This window comes from Nocardia abscessus, assembly GCF_015477775.1.
Taxonomy (GTDB): Bacteria; Actinomycetota; Actinomycetes; order Mycobacteriales; family Mycobacteriaceae; genus Nocardia; species Nocardia abscessus_A.
The window spans coordinates 155,842-171,991 of sequence record NZ_JADLQO010000001.1 but is presented as its reverse complement, the minus strand read 5'-3'; the positions used below and the strand labels follow the sequence as shown (position 1 = coordinate 171,991).

15 protein-coding genes are annotated in these 16,150 nt (G+C 70.3%); 13 read left to right on the top strand and 2 right to left on the bottom strand.

The annotated features are described in order from the left end of the window. Positions 1 to 118 precede the first annotated feature (118 nt). From IU450_RS00910 to IU450_RS00895, 4 genes are all read left to right on the top strand, one after another. The gene (locus IU450_RS00910) at positions 119 to 922 is read left to right on the top strand and encodes an ABC transporter ATP-binding protein (RefSeq protein ID WP_195147878.1); all 804 of its coding nucleotides are present in this window, start codon (positions 119 to 121) and stop codon (positions 920 to 922) included. A 118-nt stretch (positions 923 to 1,040) separates the two neighbouring features. After that, the gene (locus IU450_RS00905) at positions 1,041 to 1,787 is read left to right on the top strand and encodes an ABC transporter permease (protein WP_195147877.1); all 747 of its coding nucleotides are present in this window, start codon (positions 1,041 to 1,043) and stop codon (positions 1,785 to 1,787) included. A 49-nt stretch (positions 1,788 to 1,836) separates the two neighbouring features. Then, positions 1,837 to 2,634, top strand: a complete 798-nt coding sequence (locus tag IU450_RS00900) for an ABC transporter permease (RefSeq protein ID WP_195147876.1) — start codon at positions 1,837 to 1,839, stop codon at positions 2,632 to 2,634. Positions 2,635 to 2,738: 104 nt separating this feature from the next. Further along, positions 2,739 to 3,827, top strand: a complete 1,089-nt coding sequence (locus IU450_RS00895) for an ABC transporter substrate-binding protein (RefSeq protein WP_195147875.1) — start codon at positions 2,739 to 2,741, stop codon at positions 3,825 to 3,827. Here the strand turns inward: IU450_RS00895 and IU450_RS00890 are convergent, their stop codons facing one another. Together IU450_RS00890 and IU450_RS00885 are read right to left on the bottom strand one after the other, a co-directional pair. Next, positions 3,828 to 4,859: an XdhC family protein gene (locus IU450_RS00890; RefSeq protein WP_195147874.1), complete on the bottom strand. Its 1,032-nt coding sequence runs from the start codon at positions 4,857 to 4,859 to the stop codon at positions 3,828 to 3,830. Between the two features lie 13 nt (positions 4,860 to 4,872). Then, positions 4,873 to 5,469, bottom strand: coding sequence for a nucleotidyltransferase family protein (locus IU450_RS00885; RefSeq protein ID WP_195147873.1), 597 nt, complete (start codon positions 5,467 to 5,469; stop codon positions 4,873 to 4,875). Positions 5,470 to 5,618: 149 nt separating this feature from the next. Here IU450_RS00885 and uraD point away from each other — a divergent pair, with 149 nt between their 5' ends. From uraD to puuE, 9 genes are all read left to right on the top strand, one after another. Further along, positions 5,619 to 6,122, top strand: a complete 504-nt coding sequence (gene uraD, locus IU450_RS00880) for a 2-oxo-4-hydroxy-4-carboxy-5-ureidoimidazoline decarboxylase (protein WP_195147872.1) — start codon at positions 5,619 to 5,621, stop codon at positions 6,120 to 6,122. After that, positions 6,119 to 6,436 (top strand): hydroxyisourate hydrolase, encoded by a 318-nt coding sequence (gene uraH, locus IU450_RS00875; RefSeq protein WP_195147871.1) that lies wholly within the window; start codon positions 6,119 to 6,121, stop codon positions 6,434 to 6,436. The genes uraD and uraH overlap by 4 nt, the downstream gene beginning before the upstream one ends. Before the next feature lie 7 nt (positions 6,437 to 6,443). Then, complete coding sequence (gene pucL / locus IU450_RS00870; protein ID WP_195147870.1) at positions 6,444 to 7,349, top strand: factor-independent urate hydroxylase; 906 nt, start codon at positions 6,444 to 6,446, stop codon at positions 7,347 to 7,349. Beyond that, positions 7,337 to 8,698, top strand: a complete 1,362-nt coding sequence (locus tag IU450_RS00865) for an 8-oxoguanine deaminase (protein ID WP_195147869.1) — start codon at positions 7,337 to 7,339, stop codon at positions 8,696 to 8,698. Before pucL ends, IU450_RS00865 begins: the two co-directional genes overlap by 13 nt. Before the next feature lie 369 nt (positions 8,699 to 9,067). Then, complete coding sequence (locus tag IU450_RS00860) at positions 9,068 to 9,910, top strand: FAD binding domain-containing protein (protein WP_195147868.1); 843 nt, start codon at positions 9,068 to 9,070, stop codon at positions 9,908 to 9,910. Beyond that, positions 9,910 to 12,708, top strand: a complete 2,799-nt coding sequence (locus IU450_RS00855) for a molybdopterin-dependent oxidoreductase (RefSeq protein WP_195147867.1) — start codon at positions 9,910 to 9,912, stop codon at positions 12,706 to 12,708. The genes IU450_RS00860 and IU450_RS00855 overlap by 1 nt, the downstream gene beginning before the upstream one ends. Next, a complete protein-coding gene (locus tag IU450_RS00850; protein ID WP_195147866.1) occupies positions 12,705 to 13,919 on the top strand; it encodes a DUF6986 family protein in 1,215 nt (404 codons plus the stop codon). Before IU450_RS00855 ends, IU450_RS00850 begins: the two co-directional genes overlap by 4 nt. Positions 13,920 to 13,978: 59 nt before the next feature. Then, positions 13,979 to 14,956 carry an allantoicase gene (alc, locus tag IU450_RS00845; protein WP_195147865.1) on the top strand — a complete coding sequence of 326 codons (978 nt, stop codon included), beginning with the start codon at positions 13,979 to 13,981 and terminating at the stop codon, positions 14,954 to 14,956. Further along, entirely contained in the window at positions 14,953 to 15,870 is a 918-nt protein-coding gene (gene puuE, locus IU450_RS00840) for an allantoinase PuuE (RefSeq protein ID WP_195147864.1), read from the top strand. Before alc ends, puuE begins: the two co-directional genes overlap by 4 nt. The last annotated feature ends 280 nt before the right edge of the window (positions 15,871 to 16,150 follow it).

Here is a 16,150-nt window from a genome sequence, read left to right as displayed (position 1 = left end):
ATCGGCTCGCCGCGATTCGAAATCCACGCCGCCGCCGCGGTGCGGACCGTAACGATTGCGCAATCTGGCGACGCGATTCGCAATGTCCGTGCAATGGGGTGCTCTTATCGTGGCCGTCATGAGGACGGAGAGCGGTACCGCCGGGGGGACCGGAATTCATCTCAGCGGATTGACCAAGACCTTCCGGGTCGGACGGAAAACCGTGCAGGCGTTGGCGAGCGTCGATCTGCACACCGAGCAGGGCGCGTTCCTGTCGCTGCTCGGCCCGTCCGGTTGTGGCAAGTCGACGGTGCTGCGCATACTCGCCGGGTTGGAGACCCCGACCGCCGGTACGGCGCTGATCGATGGCGCCACGCCCGCCGAACTGCGCGGCCACCACGCGCTGGGTATCGCGTTCCAGGATTCGGCGCTGCTGCCGTGGCGATCGGTGGAGTCGAATATCAAGCTGCCGCTGCAAGTCGCGGGCATCGCCCCGGAACCGGGCCAGATCGATGAGCTGATCCGGCTGGTCGGGCTGGAGGGTTTCGAGAAGGCCAAGCCCGCTCAGCTGTCCGGCGGTATGCGCCAGCGCGTCTCGATCGCGCGGGCGCTGGTGGTGAAGCCGACCGTGCTGCTGCTGGACGAACCGTTCGGCGCGCTCGACGACATGACCAGGCAGCGGCTCAATCTGGAGTTGCTGCGAATCTGGACCGAGAAGCCCGCGACCACGCTGATGGTGACCCACGGCATCGCGGAGGCGGTGTTCCTGTCCGACGTGGTGGCGGTGCTGAGCCCGCGGCCGGGCCGGGTGCTGGAGCTGGTCGAGATCGACCTGCCGCGCCCGCGGCTGCCGGAGATGATGCGAACGCCGGAGTTCCACAAGCTGCACGACTACCTGTCGGAGCTACTGTTCGGGACCTCGGGGAAAGGAGGCGTCGCATGAACGCGTCACACCCGGAACGTTGCCCGCGCTGCAAGCCGAGCCGGCGGTCGAGCGCACGCACCGGGCCGGTGCGGCGGCGCGCGTTCGCATGCGGGGTCCGTCGGTCCGGAGGTGAGGAGTGAAGCGCTTCGGCGGCGTGCTCGGCGTCCTCGGGCTCGTCGCGGTGTGGTGGGCGCTGGCGGCGTTCGAGGTGGCGGGCGGCACCATACCCAGCCCCTGGCAGGTGCTGCACACCATGCACACCGACGGATGGGACCTCTACGGCCCCAATTTCCGGATCACCGCGCTCGGCGCGCTGCAGGGATTCGTCTGGGGCAACGGTCTCGCCATCGCGCTGGCCGTCTTGATCATGCTGGTCCCGCCGATCGAGTCGCTGGCCACCCAGCTGGCGATCCTGAGCTATTGCACGCCGCTGCTCGCGCTGGGCCCGATCATCCTGGTGGTCTTCGGCGGACGCACGCCGACGGTGTTCCTGGCCGCGATGTACTGCTTCTTCACCACGATGGTCGGCACCGTCGCCGGATTGCGCTCGGCCGACCGGACCAGCCTGGACTTGGTGCGCGCCTACGGCGGCGGACGCTGGCAGCAGCTGTACCGAGTGCAGGCGATCTCGGCGCTGCCGAGCACCTTCGCGGCCTTGAAGATCGCCGCGCCCTCGGCCGTGCTCGGCGCGATCATCGGTGAGTACCTCGGCGGCGTGGACAGTGGCATCGGGGTGGCCCTGACCGCCGCGCAGACCTCCTACAACGTGCCGCGCACCTGGGGGATGGCGCTGGCCGCCGCGGCGCTGGCCGGACTCGGATACGCGCTGGTGGCGCTGGCCGCGCGGTTCGCGGCCCCGTGGACCGCGCGGGAGGCGCGATGAGAAGCTCCGGGACGAAGCGGGTCGCGCGCAACCAGGTCGAGGAGGCCCGATGAAACTCCTGCGCCGGATCGGGATCTTCCTGTTCCCGCTGGGCACCTCGCTGCTGCTGATGCTGGTGATCTGGTACGTCTTCCTGAAGGCGTTCCCACAGGTCGGTCCACGGGTCGGTAAGACACCCGGCGATATCTGGACCTATTTGGTGACGGCGCCGAACGCCGCCACCGCGCGGCAGGCGATCCTGGACGACCTGCAGATCACGTTGCGCGACGCGGCCATCGGATTCGGCGCGGGCATGCTGGCCGCGCTGATGGTGGCGGCGCTGTTCGTGTCGTTCGCCGCGGTCGAGCAGACCTTCCTGCCGGTGGCGATGCTGTTGCGCTCGGTGCCGCTGGTCGCGCTGACGCCGATCATCGTGCTGGTGTTCGGCCGTGGCCTGGCCGGGGTCGCGGTGCTCGCCGCGATCGTGGTGTTCTTCCCCGCCCTGGTCATGATCATGGCGGGACTGCGCGCCGCGCCGCGGCAGGCGCTGGAGCTGGTGGCCGCCTACGGCGGGTCCCGGTGGACCGGGTTGCGCATGGTGGCCGTGCCCGCGGCGCTGCCTTCGGTGTTCGCCGCCGCGCGGATCTCGGTGCCGGGCGCGCTGATCGGCGCGTTGCTCGGCGAGTGGCTCGGCAGCGGAACGGGACTGGGAGCCAGTTTGATCCGGGCCATCCCCACCTTCCAATACAGCAAGCTGTGGGCCTCGATCGTGCTCGTCACGCTGGTTTCGGTGGTGCTCTACGCGATTGTCGGTGTCATCGAGAACCTGGTGCTCGCCCGGTTCGGACCGGAAGCCGGACGACTGTGATCGCAGCGCTGTGATCGCACCGCCGGTGCAGGCGAAATCGCGCGAATCCGCGCTCGGAACGTCAAAGTAAAGAAAATGAAACGCGCTGCACCTAGATTCGGCCCATGACACCCGTGCAACGCTCCACGTTCGGGCACCTGAACCGACGCTCGTTTTTCCGTTACTCCGCGCTCGCCGGCGCTGCGCTGGGCGGCGCGGGGGCGCTGGCCGCCTGCGGCGGGAACTCCGGCGACTCCTCGGGCGGCACCACCGCGGACGGTTCGAAATACGGCAGGGTCGCGGTGCAGCTGTCCTGGCTGAAGAACATCGAATTCGCGGGCGAATACTTCGCCGACGCGAAAGGGTATTTCCGGGAGGCCGGTTTCGGCTCGGTCGACCTGATCGCGGGTGGCGCGGCCAGTACGTCGGTGGAGGCCGGATTGGACACCGGGAAGGTGTGGCTGGGGCTGTCCGCCCCGCAGACCACCGCACCGGCGATATTGGAGGGGCTTCCGGCCAAGATCGTCGCCACCACGTATCAGAAGAATCCGTTCGCGATCGTCTCCTCCGCGGCGAGACCGATCAAGACGCCCGCGGACATGAAGGGCCGCAAGATCGGTGTGCAGGACACCAATCAGCTGATCTTCAACGCGCTGCTCACGGCCAACGGGATGAAGCCCGGCGACGTCACCGTCGTGCCCGCGCAATTCGACCCGACCCCGCTGGCCAACGGCGAGGTCGACGGGTGGGTGAGTTATGTGACCAACGAGCCGATCACGCTGGCGGCAAAGGGATTCCAGAACACGCACTTCCTGTTCGCCGACTTCAACTTGCCGCTGGTCGCGGAGACACTCACGGTCGCGCAGTCCACCATCGACAATGAGCGCGACAAATTGAAGGCGTTCTTGACCGCCGAGATCAAGGGCTGGAAGGACGCGGTGGCGGACCCGGCCGAGTCGGCCCGGCTCGCGGTCGAGGTGTACGGCAAGGATCAGAAGCTCGATCTCGCCGAGCAGACGAAAGAGGCGATAGCGCAGAACGATCTAGTGGTCTCGGCGGACACGGCCACGGGCGGTTTGCTCTCCATGACCGACGCGCTGATCGAGCAGAATATCGCCGCGCTGCGCACCGCGAAGATAGATATCGAAGCCGCGCAGCTGTTCGACCTGTCCGTGCTGCGCGAGGTGTATGCCGAGAACCCCGGCCTGAAATGACTAGATGCCCACAGCGGTTTTCGGCGTGATCGGGATTTCGCCGCTGTACGGGTCGGCCGCTCGCACCGGTTGCGCGGCGCGGGCGGCCAGCAGTTCCGCCGCGATCGCGACCGCCATCTCGGGCGCGGTGCGCGCGCCGATGTCGAGTCCCGCGGGCGAATGCAGCCGCGCGAGCGTCTCCGCGCCGAAACCGCCTGCCTGGAGATCCTCCATGCGCCGGATGTGCACCTGACGTGAGCCCATCGCGCCGAGATAGCCGAGCTCGGGTAGTCGCAGCGCCACGGTGAGCAGGGGGATCTCGAACATGGGATCGTGCGATAGCAGGACTATGGCCGTGCTGCTGTCGATTTCACCGGCCGCGGACAGCGTGTTGAGGTAGCGGTGCGGCCAGTCGACCACGACCTCGGCGCCGGGGAACGACTCCGGCGTAGCGAAATTGGGGCGCGAGTCGCAGATCGTCACCCGGTAGCCGAGCAACTCGGCCTGCACGGTCAGTGCGGCGGCGAAAGAATTGGCGCCGAAGATGATCAGTCGCGGCGGCGGGGCGAAGGAGGAGACGAAGACGTCCGAATCCGGTAGCGCCACCAGTTCGGTGGCGTGCTTCTTGTCGGTGATCAGGTGCTGGCCGATCAGGTCGGCATCGGAGTTCCACACCACCGTGAAGACGGTGACCCTACGGTGTGCCGCGATCTCGGCGGCGACATCCGGGAACTCCGGGAAGTGTCTTCGAGAGAACGGTTCGGTGAAGACGTCCATCATCCCCTCGCCGTTCGCGCCCGACTCCAGGCCGCTGGCCACGCCGAAGCGGTGCATCGCGCGACGGCCGGTGCGCGCTGCCTGCAGCACCGCCTCGTACGCGATCTCCTCCAGCCCGCCCGCGGCCACCGAGCCGTAGACGCCCCCTTCCGGGTCGACCAGCATCGCCGAGCCCACCGGCAAGGGGGCGGCGCCCACGGTGCGCACAACGGTGCCGAGTCCGCCGGTCCGGCCCGAGTGCCACACCCGCAACAGGTCGTCGACGATGTCCCGCATCAGCTAGCTCCGATCACCGTGCGGTCGTGGCCGGGAAGTCACGATCGACGCCCGTCGCCAAATCGTCGCACGTGACGCACACCATATCGTTTCTGCCGGTCAAATAGGTGCGGGCTCCGGAATCTCCTGCTGCCGACCCAGAAATCGCATTCCAATGCTTGTGGGCTATAACAACGGGGTGCCCTGGTGTGTTGTGGAACACAGCGCGTGCCAGACCGCTCGGGGCCCCGAGCGCGGCGGCGAGCACCCGGGCGACCACGTCGGCGCCGACATCGGGGGTGTCCACCGGCATGATCGCGGCGTAGCGGGCGGGGGTGCTCGCCGCGGCGATCAGCCCCGCCCGCAGTGAGGCGCTCAGCCCGGTGGCCCAGTCGGCTGCCCACACATGCCGCACGTTCGGCGGCAGGTCGACGATCTGTGGTTTCGGGCCGGTCGCACCGAGAACCACGATGACCGGATCGCAGCCCCCGTCGCGCAGCGCGGCGACCGTCGCGCGCAGCCAGGCGCCGCCCTCGGCGAGCACTTTGGGTCGTCCGTAGCGGGTCCCGGCGCCTGCGGCGAGCACGATGCCCGCGCACGGTGCGACGACCGGGCGATCAGGGTCAGCCATAGCTAAGAAGGTAATACCGGGCGGTCTGCGCCGCACGATGGAAATCCGGTGCTCAGGCGTGGTTCCGTCGTGTCGGCGTGCGCGACACGCCGATGGTGATCCATCCCGTTCCGGTGGCGGCTCACCGGGTCGTATTCGATGCTGGTCCGATGACGGATCAGCGAGCCGGAATCGCGGCGTTCGACGCGCTGTCCGACGACGCGGCCTACCGGGCGGTGCTCGGCTGCTGCTCGTCGCCGGGCTTCGCGCGGTCGCTGGTCGAGGGCCGTCCGTACCGCAGCGTGGCGGCGCTGCTCGACGCGGCGGACGCGGCGTCGGCGCGACTGCCGGAGGCCGAACTCGACCTGGCGCTCGCGGGGCATCCCCGGATCGGGGAGCGGCCGCACTCCGCCGCTTCGGCCCGGGAGCAGGCGGGGGTGGCGGGAGCGGCGGACGCGGTACGCGCGGCGCTCGCCGCGGGCAACCGCGCGTATGAGGAACGGTTCGGGCACATCTACCTGGTGTGTGCGAGCGGAAAGTCGGCCGAGGAGTTGCTCGCGCTGCTCGACGCCCGGCTGCGCAATGATCCCGAGACCGAAAGGCGTGTCGTGCGAACAGAACTGGGAAAGATCAACCGCATCCGGCTGCGCGCGCTGCTGGAGCAGCGGTCATGAGCACGCTGAGCACCCACGTGCTGGACGCGGTGCTCGGTGCGCCCGCCGCGGGCGTCACGGTGACGTTGTACCGGCAGGATCGGCGACTCGATTCGGGCGAAACGGATGTCGACGGCCGGGTCGGGGCGTTGGGCGATGCGCTCGCACCCGGAACCTATCGCCTGGTGTTCGACACCGGCGCCTACTTCGCGGGCCGGGATGTCGAAACCTTCTATCCCGAGGTGGCCATCGCGTTCGCCGTCACCGAGGAGCGGCACTATCACGTCCCGTTGCTGTTGTCGCCCTTCGCTTTTTCCACCTATCGAGGGAGCTGAGCCGAGCATGGAACTGACCGGGCCGATCGTGCTGACCGACCACCGATACGGCAAGGCGGAGAACCGGATCGTCCGGATCCACCGGGAGGGCGCGCGGCACGAGATCCGTGACGTGAACGTCTCCACGGTGCTGCGCGGCGACTTCGCCGACGCGTATGTCACGGGCGACCAGGCGAAGGTGCTGCCCACCGACTCGCAGAAGCAGACTGCCTACGCCTTCGCGAAGCAGGCCGGCCTGCGGAGCATCGAGGACTACGCGCTGGCGCTGGCCGATCATTTCGTCGCCGAGATCGAGCCGGTGCGCAGCGCGCGCGTCGAGGTCGACGAGTACGCCTGGGAGCGGGTGTCGGTCGGCGGCGTCGAGCACGACCACACCTGGGTGCGCCGAGGGCCCGAGGTGCGCACCGCCGCGGTCACCGTGGCCGGTAGCGGCGTCGATCGGCGGGCCTGGGTGGTCGGTGGGGTGAAGGACCTGACCATCTTGAAGTCGACCGGCTCGGAGTTCGCGGACTTCTTGACCGACGAGTTCACCGTGCTCGCGCCGACCCACGATCGAATGCTGGCCACCTCGCTGATCGCCGAGTGGCGCTTCGCGGGCAGCGAAAGCGTCGACTGGGACGAGGTCTACACCGGCGTGCGGGCCCGGTTGGTGGAGACCTTCGCCACGCTGCACTCGAAGGCGCTGCAGCAGACGCTGTTCGAGATGGGCAAGGCCGCGCTGACGGCGTGCCCGGTGCTGGCCGAGATCCGGCTCGCGGCGCCGAACAAGCACCACTTCGACTACGACCTCGCCCGCTTCGGTATCGAGAACCGCGGCGAGGTCTACCACGCCGACGACCGGCCCTACGGGCTGATCCACGCCACCGTGGCGCGTGCCGACGCGCCGGAAGCGGGTCCCGCGTGGACCAGGTGACCGTCATCGCGGACTGCGCCGTCGCGACCGTCGACGCGCACGGGACCGAGTACGACCGCGGCTACGTCGTGCTGCGGGGCAACCGGATCGACGCGGTCGGCGCGGGCGACGCGCCGGAACTCGACCCGGCTGCGCGGCGTGTGGACGGGCGCGGCTGCCTGCTGACGCCCGGGCTGGTGAACACCCACCACCATCTCTATCAATGGATCACCCGCGGCCTGGCCACCGACCACACACTGTTCGAATGGCTCACCACGCTCTACCCGGCCTGGGCGGGCATCGATGAGGACGGGGTGCGCGTGGCCGCCACGGGTGCGCTCGCCGCGCTCGCGCGCACCGGGTGCACCACCACCACCGATCACCACTACGTGTTCCCCCGCGACGGCGGTGACCCGCTCGCGGCCGAGATCGCCGCGGCGGCGCAGGTCGGCCTGCGCTTCCACCCCTGTCGCGGATCGATGGACCTGGGGGTGAGCGCGGGCGGGTTGCCGCCCGATCACCTGGTGGAGCGTCTCGACGACATCCTCGCCGCGAGCGCGGAGGCCGTCGCACGCTGGCACGACCCGTCGTTCGACGCCATGCTGCGGATCGCGCTCGCGCCCTGCTCGCCGTTCTCGGTCACGCCGGAACTGCTGCGCGAGTCGGCGGCGCTGGCCCGCGCCACCGGGGTCCGGCTGCACACCCACCTCGCCGAGACCGTCGACGAGCAGGACTACTGCGCGGCGACTTTCGGCTGCACGCCCGCGCAATACCTGGAGCGGCTCGGCTGGTTCGGTCCGGACGTCTGGTACGCGCACGCCGTCCACCTGGACGACGACGCGATCGACGCGCTGGCGCGAACCGGTACCGGTGTGGCGCATTGCCCCACCTCGAACGCGCGGCTGGGCGCGGGCGTCGCCCGCACCGCCGATCTGGTGCGCGCGGGCGTCCCGGTGGGGCTCGGCGTCGACGGAGCGGCGAGCAACGAGGCCGGTTCGATGATCGAGGAGCCACGCCACGCGCTGCTGTGGGCGCGCAACCGGGGCGGACCGCGGGCGATGACCGTGCGCACCGCGCTGGAACTGGCCACCATGGGCGGCGCGCGAGTGCTGGGCCGGGCGGCCGAGATCGGTTCGATCGAGGCGGGCAAGCTGGCGGATCTGGCGCTGTGGCGGCTGGACACGGCCGCGCACGCCGGGATCGAGGATCCGGTGACCGCCCTGGTGCTCGGCTCGGCCCCGCCGCTGGCCGCGCTGCTGGTCAACGGGCGCGAGGTGGTGCGCGACGGCGAGGTCAGGACGGTCGACACGGACGTGGTCGCCGCCGAGGTGGCACGGGCCCAGGCGGCGTTGCTCGCGAAAGCGGGGTGAGCGACTCGACCGCGGTCGGCGTGCTCGAAGCCGATCGCAGAGCGCGGGCGAACTGGGCGGCGAATCGCGCGCCGCCGCTCCGGTCGGCATGGCCGAAGATCGTGCTTCCGGATGTGGGCGAGGTGTCGTGCCTGGTCAGGCGGGACGCGCAATACTGAAGCGGTGTCGGCTCGCACTGCCCGTCGAGGCGGGCGGGAGCCGTGGTGTTGTGGACGGCACCGCCCGCGGAGCGGTCGGCCGGGATGGTTCCGGGCCGCGGGTGGTCGTCGTGCGGCGAGGTAACGGCCGCGCAATCTGACATGCGTCGCGCGCAATACAGCGGCAACCGACTGGCTCTACGGTGACGGAGAGGCAGGAACGAGGTGAGACGTGGACCTGGACACGATTCGCGAGGTGGTGCTCGCGCGCGAGCGCGACGACCTGGCGGTGCTCGGCCCTTCGACCGCGGTGCTCGCCGGAGGGACCTTCCTGTTCTCCGAGCCGCAGGAGCAGCTGGTGCGCCTGGTCGACATCACCGGCCTGGGGTGGCCCGCGTTCGAGATCGTGGACGACGGACTGGAGATCGCCGCCACCTGCACCCTGGCCGAGTTCGCCGGGGCCGGACCGGGACGTGAGCTGGGGATGCCGGTGTTGCGCGAGCTGTGGCCGGGGACCGCGCTGTTCGCGCAGTCCTGCCGGGCACTGCTGGCCTCGCACAAGATCTGGCGCACCGCCACCGTCGGGGGCAACGTCTGTCTCGCGTTGCCCGCCGGCGCGGTGCTCGGCGCGCTGGTCGCGCTGGACGGGATGGCGGTGGTGTGGGCAGCGGGCGGGGGCGATCGGAATATCCCGTTGCGCGAGTTCGTCATCGGTGCCGGGCGCACGGTGCTGCGGCCCGGGGAGGTGTTGCGATCGATTCGCCTGCCGCGGTCGAGCCTGCTGGCGCACACCAGCTTCCGGAAGATCGCGCTCGCTCCGCTCGGCCGCTCCGGCGCCGTGGTGATGGGGCGGCGCGAACGCGGCGGCCGCAGCGCGATCACCATCACGGCCGCCACCACGAGGCCCGTTGTGCTGGACTTCGCCGCGCCGCCGAGCGAGGGCGCGCTGCGCGACGCCATGGCCACGATCGATCCCGCGCTCTGGTTCGACGATCCGCACGGGTCGCCGCAGTGGCGCAGCCACGTCGCGGGGCGGCTCGCCGGTGAGGTCGCCGGGGAACTGCGGGGGCCGTGATGCGATTCGAGGTGGACGGCAGGTCCGTCGAGATCGACGCGCGGCCGGGTCAATGCCTGCGTACCGCGCTGCGTGACAGCGGCGCCCTGGCGGTGAAGAAAGGATGCGACACAGGCGATTGCGGGGCCTGCTCGGTGCTGGTGGACGGAATGACCGTGCACTCCTGCGTCTTCCCCGCCTATCGCGCCGCCGGACGTTCCGTCACCACCGCGGCCGGGCTGGGCACCCCCGAGCACCCGCACCCGGTGCAGCGCCGATTCGTCGACAAGGCCGCGTTCCAATGTGGGTTCTGTACCGCGGGCATGGTGGTCACGGCGGCCGGGCTGGGATGCGCCGCCGGTGAGCAGGCCGGTATGTCCGGCGACGAACTCGCCGAACTCATGAAGGGAAATCTCTGCCGCTGCACGGGGTACCGCGCCATCCGCGCCGCGCTGGGCGAGCCGATCACCCCGGACGATCCTGCCGCCGTCGCCCCCGAACGAGCCGAGACGACCGCCGCGGGCGCCGGTGTCGGCGCTCCGGCCGGGCCGCGCATCGTCTGCGGTAGCGAGCCGTTCACTCTGGACCTGCCGCCGGTCGAATCCCGCGAGGAGGGCGGACCGCGATCGGGCGAAGCCTCCGCGCCGCCGACCGCCCCGCTGCACCTCGCGGTGCTGACGAGTCCGCACCCCCATGCGCGCATCCGCGCGATCGGCACCGCCGCCGCCGAGGCACTGCCCGGCGTACACGCGGTACTCACCTATGCCGACGTGCCGGACGTGCCGTTCTCCACCGCGCGGCACGAACTGCGCACCGACGACCCGGACGACACCTACGTGCTCGACCGGACCGTCCGATTCGTCGGGCAGCGGGTGGCCGCGGTGGTGGCCGACAGCGTGGCGATCGCGCGCGAGGCATGCCGTCTGCTGGTCGTCGACTACGAGACCCTGCCCGCGGTGTTCGATCCGCAGGACGCGCTGCGCGCCGATGCCCCGAAACTGCACGGCGACAAACCGGCCTCGGCCCGGATCACCGATCCCGGCCGCAACCTGGTCGCCGAGCTGCACGGCGAGGTGGGCGACGTCGCGGCCGGCCTGGCCGCCGCCGCCCACGTGGTGCGCGGCGTCTGGTATTCGCCGCGCGCACAGCACGTGCACCTGGAGACGCACGGCGGAGTCGGATGGCTGGACGACGCCGGGCGGCTGGTCATCCGGTGCAGCACCCAGGTGCCGTTCCTGGTGCGCGACGAACTGTGCCGCCTGTTCGGCTTGTCCTCGGCACAGGTGCGGGTGTTCGCGGCCAGGGTCGGCGGCGGATTCGGCGCGAAGCAGGAGATGCTGGCCGAGGACCTGATCGCGCTGGCGGTGCTGCGGACCGGCCGTCCCGTGCAGTACGAGTTCTCTCGCTCCGACGAGTTCACCTCCGCGACGTGCAGGCATCCGATGCGGGTCGCGGTGACGGCGGGAGCCGACGCCCACGGTGTGCTGACCGCCTTGGCCGTCGACGTGCTCGCCGACACCGGCGCCTACGGCAATCACAGCGGCGGGGTGATGTATCACGGCGTCGGTGAGTCCGTCGAGCTGTATCGCTGTGCCAACAAGCGGGTCGACGCGCAGGCGGTCTACACCAACAACGTTCCCTCCGGCGCGTTCCGCGGTTACGGCCTCGGCCAGGTGATCTTCGGAGTCGAGTCGGCTTTGGACGAGCTCGCGCACGCGATCGGCATGGACCCGTTCGAACTGCGCCGCCGCAACGTGGTGGCGCCCGGCGACCGGTTCGTCGGCGCCGCGGTGAACGAAGGCGACCTGATCTTCGGCAGCTACGGCCTGGACCAGTGTCTCGATCTCGCCGAGCGGGCACTGCTGCGCGGCAACGACGTGCACGCGCCCGGCCCGGAGTGGCGGGTCGGCACCGGCATGGCCGCCGCGATGATCGCGACCGTCCCGCCGCGCGGGCACCGGTCGGCGGCGGCGGTGTCGCTGCTGCCCGACGGCCGCTACGAGATCCGGGTCGGCACGGCGGAATTCGGCAACGGAACGACGACGGTGCACGCGCAGCTCGCGGCCACCGCGCTGGACACCGAGGTCGCCCGCATCGTGATCCGGCACGCCGACACCGACTTGGTGGACTACGACACCGGCGCCTTCGGCTCCACCGGCATCGTGGTCGCGGGCAAAGCCGTGTACGCGGCGGCGTGCGCGTTGCGCGGGCTCGTGCTGGCCAGAGCGGCCGAGCTGGCGGGCGTTCCGGAGCGGGACTGCGTGCTCGCCGCCGACGGCGTGTACTGCGGTGACCGGCTGCTGGGCGCGGCGGAACTGCTGACCGGCGGCGAGCTCACCGCCCACGCCGAGCACGGGGGCAGCCCCAGGTCGGTGAGCTTCAACGTGCACGCCTTCCGCGTCGCCGTGCACCCCGGCACCGGTTCGGTGCGCATCCTCCAGTCGATCCAGGCCGCCGACGCGGGCACGGTGCTCAACCCGGTGCAGTGTCGCGGGCAGGTGGAGGGCGGTGCCGCGCAGGCCATCGGCACGGCGCTGTACGAGGACATGCGCAGTGCGCACGGGGTGGTGGGTGCGCGAATCCTGCGGCACTACCACGTGCCGCAGTTCGCCGACGTGCCGCGCACGGAGGTGTACTTCGCCGAGACGGCCGACGCGCTCGGCCCGCTGGGCGCCAAGTCGATGAGCGAGTCGCCGTACAACCCGGTCGCACCCGCGTTGGCCAACGCGATCCGCGACGCGGTGGGCGTGCGGCTGGACCGCTTGCCGATGACCGCGGACCGGGTCTGGGCCGCGCTGCGGGAGAAGGGGTCACGATGAAGGTTCCGGAGAACGTTCGCGCGCGGATCGAGTCGACGCTCGACGCGGTCGACGCCGAGCTGCGCCGTAGATATCCCGGATCGAATGGCCGGTCGCAGCCGATCCATACCGTGTACGTCCCGGCCGACCGGGTCGCCGAGGAGACGCCGTGGGAATGGGGCGCGACCGCGGTCGAACTGCTCGACCGCCACCACGATCTGCTGGCCACGCTGGACGAGACCGGCTCGCTGCCCGACGTGCGCAAGCGGCTGGAAGCGGACCCGGTCCAGGACTTGCGTATCGACTTCGAGGACGGCTACGGCATCCGCGCCGACGCCGAGGAGGATCGCGCGGCCTCGGCGGCGGGCGCCGTGCTCGCGACCTGGGCGCGGCGCTGCGAAGGCCCGGCCCGCAGTGGCATCCGGATGAAGGGATTGGCAGGCGGCGAGCGTCGTCGTGCGCTGCGCACGCTCGACCTCGTGCTGGAGAGCGCGGGCGGAGTGCCGGAGGGGTTCGTCTTCACCGTGCCGAAAATTCGTGCTGTGCCCCAGGTTACGGCTCTGGTTCAGCTGTGCGTCGGGCTGGAACGCGCGTACGGCATAGCGGAGGGCAGCCTGCGCTTCGAACTGCAGATCGAGAGCCCGCAGGCGATCCTGGCGGCGGACGGCACCGCTCCGGTGGCCCCTATGCTCACTGTTTCCGAAGGCCGCTGTAGTGCCTTGCATTTCGGTACCTACGACTACACCGCCGCCTGTGGCGTCGCCGCGCCGGACCAAGCGCTCGACCACCCGGCCGCCGATTACGCGAAGGCGGTCATGCAGGTGGCGGCCGCGCAGACCGGGGTGTGGCTGTGTGACGGCTCCACCCAGATCGTGCCCGGCGCAGACCCGGAGGGCGCGCTGCGCAACCACCACCGGCTGGTCGCCAGGGCATTGCGGCGGGGGTACTACCAGGGCTGGGACATGCATCCGGGTCACCTGGTCACACGCTGGCTCGCCACCTACGACTTCTTCCGCCGGGCGATCGATGTGGCGGTGCCGCGCTTGCGCGACTATCTGGCAAGGCGCGGCGGCGACGTCGTCGACGAGCCCGCCACCGCGGAAGCGCTGGCCGTCACCGTGCTGCGCGGGATCGACTGCGGCGCCCGCCCGGACTCAGGGGCTCCGGAACTGACCGAGGCGGTCCTGCGCGCGCTGGCGGCACGCGCGCCGATCCCGACGGAGGTGACGTGATCGGTCATCCGAACGGGGCGGTTCCGGAAGACGCGGTTCCGAAAGACACAGGAGGCGCGATGCGCGACCGGGGCGACGACGAGGAGTTCACGCTGCTGCCGGATCTGGCGGTCCGGCCGCTCGGCGGCTCGGTGATCTGGGCGAACGACGAATTCTTCGCGGAGAAGGAGAATTTGATCAACCCCGGCCCCGCCCAGTATCAACCGTCCAGCTTCGGGCACAAGGGCCAGATCTACGACGGCTGGGAGACACGCAGGCACCGCGGGCAGCCAGGCGACGACTCCGCGATCGTGCGGCTGGGTGTGCCGGGCGTGATCCGCGGGATCGTCGTGGACACGGCGTGGTTCAAGGGCAACTACCCACCGGCCGTCTCGGTGTCCGCGCTGGAGATCGAAGACTATCCGCCCGCGGAAACCATTGCCGCGCGCGATGATTGGGTGATGCTGGTCGATCGCTCTCCGGTGGCCGGCGACAGCCGCAACCTGTTCGCCGTCGAGAACGAGAAGCGCTGGACACACGTGAAGCTCACCATACACCCGGACGGCGGCGTGGCCAGGCTGCGAGTGCACGGCGAGGGGCGGCCGGATCCGCGGCTGCTCGGCCTCGGCCCGCTGGATCTGGCCGCGCTGGAGAACGGCGCGCTGGTGCTGGACTGCTCCAACCGCTTCTACAGCTCGCCCAACCAGCTGCTCTATCCCGGCTGGGCCCGGTCCATGGGCGAGGGCTGGGAGACCGCCCGGCGCAGGGACGACGGCAACGACTGGGTGCGCATTCGCCTGGCCGGACCGGGACTGATCCGCCTGGCCGAACTCGACACCTCCTACTTCCTGGGCAACAGTCCCGGCGCGGCCCGGCTCACCGGCCGCACCAACGACGGCACGGAACTGGAGCTGTTACCGCGCACCGCGCTACAGCCCGATACCAGGCACCGGTTCCCGATCGCGCCGATGGCCGCGTCGGTGGAAGAGGTCCGCCTGGACATCTTCCCGGACGGCGGACTGGCGCGACTGCGACTGTACGGCGAGCTCGGCGCATGAGCGCGTCGAAAGGCTCACGGGATTTCGTCGGTTACGGCTCCCGGCCGCCGGATCCGAAATGGCCGGGGCAGGCGCGGATCGCGGTCCAGTTCGTGCTCAACTACGAAGAGGGCGGCGAGAACAACGTCCTCGACGGCGACGAGTTCTCCGAGACGTTCCTGTCGGAGATGACGCCCGCCGAAGCGTTCCCGAACCGCCATATGAGCATGGAGTCGCTCTACGAGTACGGCTCGCGCGCCGGGCTGTGGCGAGTACTGCGCGTCTTCGAGCGACGCGGGTTGCCGCTGACGATCTTCGCCGTCGCCCGCGCCCTGCAGCGGAACCCGGAGGCGGTGGCGGCCTTCCGGGAACTGGACCACGAGATCGCCTGCCACGGTCTGCGCTGGAAGTCCTACCAGCTCACCGATCGCGACACCGAGCGCGCGCACATGGCCGAGGCGGTGCGAATCCTGACCGGCCTGACCGGCGCCGCGCCGCGGGGTTGGTACACCGGCCGCGATTCGCCGAACACCAGGGAACTGGTGGTCGAGCACGGCGGCTTCGTCTACGACGCGGACTCCTACGCCGACGACCTGCCCTATTGGGTGGGCGTACACGGCCACGACCACCTGGTGGTGCCCTACACCCTGGACACCAACGACATGCGATTCGCCTCACCCGCGGGTTTCCCGACCGGCGACCAATTCTTCACGCACGTGCGCGACGCCTTCGACGTCCTCTACCGGGAAGGCGCCGAAGGCAGCCCGAAAATGCTGTCCATCGGCTTGCACTGCCGCCTCATCGGCCGCCCGGCCCGCACCGCCGCCCTGGAGCGCCTACTCGACCACATCCAGTCCTACGACCAAGTCTGGATCACCCGCCGCATCGAAATCGCCGAACACTGGCGCGCGGTACACCCGCCCCCCACCCCCTGAGCCCCGTAGGCGAGTGGCACAAGGCTGTGGCAAAACGCGGGAGGGGCTCTCGCCGATGTGCCACTCGCGTCGGGGGCGAAGCACGCGTGGAGGCGGTCGCTCGTGGGCAGCCCCGGTGTCGTGGCCCACACGAAAGGCGGCTGCCAGGAGTTGTGAAGGTCCTCACAGTTGGGAATGGCCGGGGTGGGTGGCGGGCGGCCCGGCCGCGGCCGCTAACAGTACAAGCGTTACGCTAAAACCGCACGTCAGGACTACCGGTCAGTAGATTGCACCTTTGCAA